Source organism: Vibrio sp. 10N.261.52.A1, from assembly GCF_002876325.1.
Classification (GTDB): Bacteria; Pseudomonadota; Gammaproteobacteria; order Enterobacterales; family Vibrionaceae; genus Vibrio; species Vibrio chagasii.
The window spans coordinates 1-3,625 of the sequence record NZ_MCYD01001150.1; the positions used below are offsets into that span (position 1 = coordinate 1).

The 3,625-nt window shown below is 44.2% G+C and carries 3 protein-coding genes and 1 tRNA gene; all 4 read right to left on the reverse strand.

The features are described 5' to 3' along the window. Nucleotides 1-48: 48 nt before the first annotated feature. Nucleotides 49-122: transfer RNA gene (locus tag BCT81_RS24695), tRNA-Cys, on the reverse strand. A gap of 266 nt (nucleotides 123-388) precedes the next feature. Then, nucleotides 389-946, reverse strand: coding sequence for a CDP-diacylglycerol--glycerol-3-phosphate 3-phosphatidyltransferase (gene pgsA / locus BCT81_RS24700; protein ID WP_004741263.1), 558 nt, complete (start codon nucleotides 944-946; stop codon nucleotides 389-391). A 46-nt stretch (nucleotides 947-992) separates the two neighbouring features. Further along, nucleotides 993-2,825 carry an excinuclease ABC subunit UvrC gene (uvrC, locus tag BCT81_RS24705; protein ID WP_102426175.1) on the reverse strand — a complete coding sequence of 611 codons (1,833 nt, stop codon included), beginning with the start codon at nucleotides 2,823-2,825 and terminating at the stop codon, nucleotides 993-995. Nucleotides 2,826-2,840: 15 nt separating this feature from the next. Beyond that, nucleotides 2,841-3,485: a UvrY/SirA/GacA family response regulator transcription factor gene (uvrY, locus tag BCT81_RS24710; RefSeq protein ID WP_004729778.1), complete on the reverse strand. Its 645-nt coding sequence runs from the start codon at nucleotides 3,483-3,485 to the stop codon at nucleotides 2,841-2,843. Nucleotides 3,486-3,625: the final 140 nt, after the last annotated feature.

Consider the following 3,625-nt stretch of genomic DNA (forward strand, 5'->3'; position numbering starts at 1 on the left):
TGAGCTAGTGTCGCATTTCATTATTCTTCTCTTAAACAAGAGAGATAATGGAGGCGCCTCCCGGAGTCGAACCGAGGTCCACGGATTTGCAATCCGCTGCATAGCCACTCTGCCAAGGCGCCTTAGTAACTCCAATTAAATCGCTCATTGCCATCCTCTTGGGTACGGGATGCATTCTACGGATTCGAGCGGATGAGTCAATAATATTTTTGTATTTTTAATTCGTTTGAATAGATTTCATACTAAACAGGCTAAATAGCTGACTTTATGTGCAAAACGCACCGTGTATCGGCTATTCAAAAGAGATCTATATCACATTAGATATCCAGTATTGATTATTTGACCTTAGGTTAAAGATCAAAAAAGCGAGCCTCAGCTCGCTTCTTCATCAATGGTGTTTTTCGTCTAACAAATCGTCTTTGGCGGCCATTAAGTATTGTGCCATCGACCAGTAGGTTAGAATCGTTGCAACGTAGAGCGCGATATAGCCAACCCAAATCATCCAATCGTCATAGCGCCAGATAAGCACCCACAACGCGAACATCTGAGAAACCGTCTTAACCTTACCGACCCAAGAAACCGCAACGCTTGCACGTTTACCGATTTCAGCCATCCATTCGCGAAGCGCAGAGATGATGATCTCGCGAGCTATCATGGTCACAGCTGGAATAGTGACCCAAATTGAGTGGTAATGCTCGGTAATCAAAATAAGAGCCGTCGCCACCAGTACTTTGTCTGCGACTGGGTCAATAAAGGCACCAAAACGAGACGTTTGCCCTAACTTACGAGCAAGCATGCCATCTAACCAGTCAGTAAAACCCGCTACCCAAAAAACCATCGCAGCAGCAAAAGGAGCCCATTGGTAAGGTAGGTAAAAAACAACAACGAATACTGGGATCAAAAATAGTCTCAGTAAGGACAAAATGTTAGGTATATTCAAACGCATATTATTGGGCTCTTATTAATTGCGCTTTAATGGTGCGGGATTTTTACTATTGTTTCAATGCTTGATAAATGTTTTCTGCCAAAGAATGACTAATGCCCGGCACTTTGGCTATTTCTTCAACAGTTGCACGCTTAAGTTCTTGTAAGCCACCCATGTATTTCAGCAAAGCTTGGCGACGCTTTAGCCCTATCCCTTCAATTCCTTCCAAGGCACTGGTTCGGCGCGTTTTACCACGCTTCGCTCTATGCCCTGCAATCGCATGATTATGGCTTTCGTCACGAATATGCTGAATAAGGTGCAAAGCGGGAGCATCACTTGGCAAATTAAACTCTTCCCCTTCAAGGGTAATGAGAGTCTCTAAACCAGGTTTACGCGTCACGCCTTTGGCAATACCCATCATTCTCGGTCTGAAAGGCCAATCTCCCCAATATTGAGAGATAATCTCATGAGCGCGGTTAAGTTGCCCTTTACCCCCATCGATAAAGATAATGTCTGGGATCTTATCAACATCAAGTTGCTTCGAATAACGCCTCTCAAGCGCCTGAGCCATCGCTGCGTAGTCATCACCGCCTGTAATGCCTGTGATGTTGTAACGACGATACTCGGGCTTAACAGGGCCTTCTTGATTGAACACCACACAAGACGCGATGGTACTTTCACCCATGGTATGACTGATATCGAAACATTCCATGCGCTTAATCGCATCCATCGACAGCACTTCTTGAAGTTCTTTGAAACGCTGATTAATCGTCATTTTGTGATTAATCTTAGTGGTAATCGCCGTTAACGCATTAGTGTTCGACAATTTAAGATAACGACCACGAGTACCGGAAGGGTTTGTGTTGAAGTGGATCTTGCGACCCGCTACTTCACACAAGGCTTCCTGAATAGGAGTGACGTCTTCCATCAAATCAGCGTTCAGAATCAAACGAGTTGGAATGGTTCTCGCTTCATTATGTGCTAGGTAATATTGGCTTAAGAAGCTAGAGAAAACCTCTTCACGTACCGTATTGTTTGGAATTTTAGGGAAATGGCTTCTACTGCCCAAGACTTTACCTTGGCGAATCATCAAGATGTGAATACACGCCACGCCATTCTCTTGAGCAAAGCCAAGCACATCCATATCTTCCATGGAGTCGTCAGAGACGTATTGCTGTTCTTGCACGCGTCGAATCGCTTGGATCTGGTCACGGAAAGTCGCAGCTTGCTCAAAACGAAGCTCACGGCTTGCTGTATCCATTTTCTCAATGAGCGTTTCAAGCACTAACTTATCTTTTCCTTGCAGGAATAAACGAACATAGTCGACCAGTTCGCTGTACTCTTCGTCAGAAATGATTGAGCTAACACATGGCGCAGCACAACGGCCAATCTGATACATCAAGCAAGGACGCGTTCTGTTGGCGTAAACCGTATCTTCACATTGGCGAGCAGGGAAGATTTTTTGGATCAGGTGTAGTGTCTCACGCACAGCGCCGGAGTCAGGGTAAGGACCAAAGTATTCACCTTTTTTCTTTTTAGCACCACGGTGCATCGACAAACGAGGATGCTTGTGACCGCTAATGAAGATATAAGGGTACGACTTATCATCACGCAGGAGCACGTTATATTTTGGCAGGTACTGCTTGATGTAGTTGTGCTCAAGAATAAGAGCTTCGGTTTCCGTGTGCGTTACAGTGACATCAATCTTGTCGATGTTGCTGACTAGAGCGCGTGTTTTTTCACTGTCGACTTTTTTACGGAAATAACTAGAAAGGCGTTTTTTGAGGTTCTTAGCTTTACCGACGTAAATAACGACAGCCTCAGCGTTATACATTCGATAAACGCCGGGCTGCTCGGTTACTGTCTTGAGGAATGAGACTGAGTCAAACAAGTTGGTCACTATACGATCTCAGTGTTAAAGGGTCTCAGTGTCTAACATTCCATGTCTAATCGCTAAGTGCGTCAGCTCTACATCACCACTGATATCCAGTTTGCTGAACAAACGGTAGCGGTAACTATTGACTGTCTTAGGACTTAGATTGAGTTGTTCTGAAATATCCGTCACTTTCTGACCTTTAGTAATCATCATCATGATTTGAAGTTCACGTTCAGATAAGTCTGCGAATGGATTTTCAGACGCAGGCGAGAACTGGCTCAAAGCCATCTGCTGCGCAATTTCTGGTGAAATGTATCGTTGGCCACTGTTGACCACTCGAATTGCATTGACCATTTCATCCGGACCTGCCCCTTTAGTAAGGTAACCAGCAGCTCCAGCTTGCATCACTTTAGTTGGAAACGGATTTTCCGTATGAACAGTTAAAACGATGATTTTAACATCAGGGTTGAAACGCAAGATCTTCTTGGTTGCTTCTAAGCCACCAATACCAGGCATATTCATATCCATCAAAATAACGTCAGTATTGTTAGTACGACACCATTTTGCAGCATCTTCACCGCTTTCAGCTTCCCCTGCTACGTTCATTCCACGGACGTCTTCAATAATACGTCGTATCCCTGTGCGAACCAGCTCGTGATCATCTACAAGGAAAACATTTATCAAACTTGTATCTCCACACTATTAATTGGCTCTGCAACCACTGTGTCGTTTCATCTGTTTGAAACAATCGGACAAAGGAACAGTGGATCGCAGCATTGAGTACATCTTAACTTAATTACTAAAGAAAAGCTCTGTTGAATATG